We start from the raw sequence: 806 nt of genomic DNA, 5'->3' as shown, positions 1-806 counted from the left end.
CGTTTCATCACTTTGTAGGCAATAATTTCCCCATTACATAAATCAAGGATAGGGGATAGGTAACGTTTCTCCCCAAATAAATGAAATTCCGTTACGTCTGTTACCCATTTTTGATTCATTTTCTCGGCTTGAAAATCACGTTGTAAAATATGGGGGGCAATTCGACCAACACGCCCCTTATACGAACGATACTTTTTCATACGGACTAAACATTTTACGCCCATTTCATTCATGAGGCGGTTGATGGTCTTTGGATTGTGAGAAAACCCATATTTTTTTAACTCTTTTGTGATACGACGATAACCGTAACGTCCTTTATGTTCATGATAGATAGACTGAATAGTGGCTTTTACCTTCGAATACTTATCTTCTCGATTCAAGCGTTTTTCCCAATAATAGTACGTGCTACGTGGAATATCAGCGACTTTAATTAAGGCCACAACCTCATAAATGGACTTTAGTTCATAAATTACTTGCGCTTTGATTTGGGTTGTAATTTTTCCTGCATTTGAACTAAAGTATTTAACTTTTTTAAATACGCATTCTCCATTTCTAGTTGTTTAATTCGTTCTTCAAGCTCTTTAACCGAACCTTCAATTTGTTTGGATGGATTGATATCTTTTTTCATGGATGGTCTCCCCTTTTTCTTAGAAATTAGGGCATCTAATCCATAGGCATTAACATTTATTCTCCACGTCCGAATTAGCGCTGGAGATGAAATATTAAACCTTGCGGCTGCGTCGTAAGAAGATATACCCGTTTCATTCATATAATTAAGTACATCCATTTTAAACTCCGTAGAATAA

1 pseudogene is annotated in these 806 nt (G+C 36.1%); it reads right to left on the bottom strand.

The window, feature by feature from the left end:
• Positions 1-806 (bottom strand): annotated as a pseudogene (locus OTG27_RS26430) (IS3 family transposase); the annotation flags it as partial.

The organism is Peribacillus sp. AS_2 (genome assembly GCF_026891895.1).
GTDB classification, from domain to species: domain Bacteria; phylum Bacillota; class Bacilli; order Bacillales; family DSM-1321; genus Peribacillus; species Peribacillus frigoritolerans.
The sequence above is the reverse complement of the archived record's forward strand: the minus strand, read 5'-3'. Positions and strand labels throughout refer to the sequence as shown.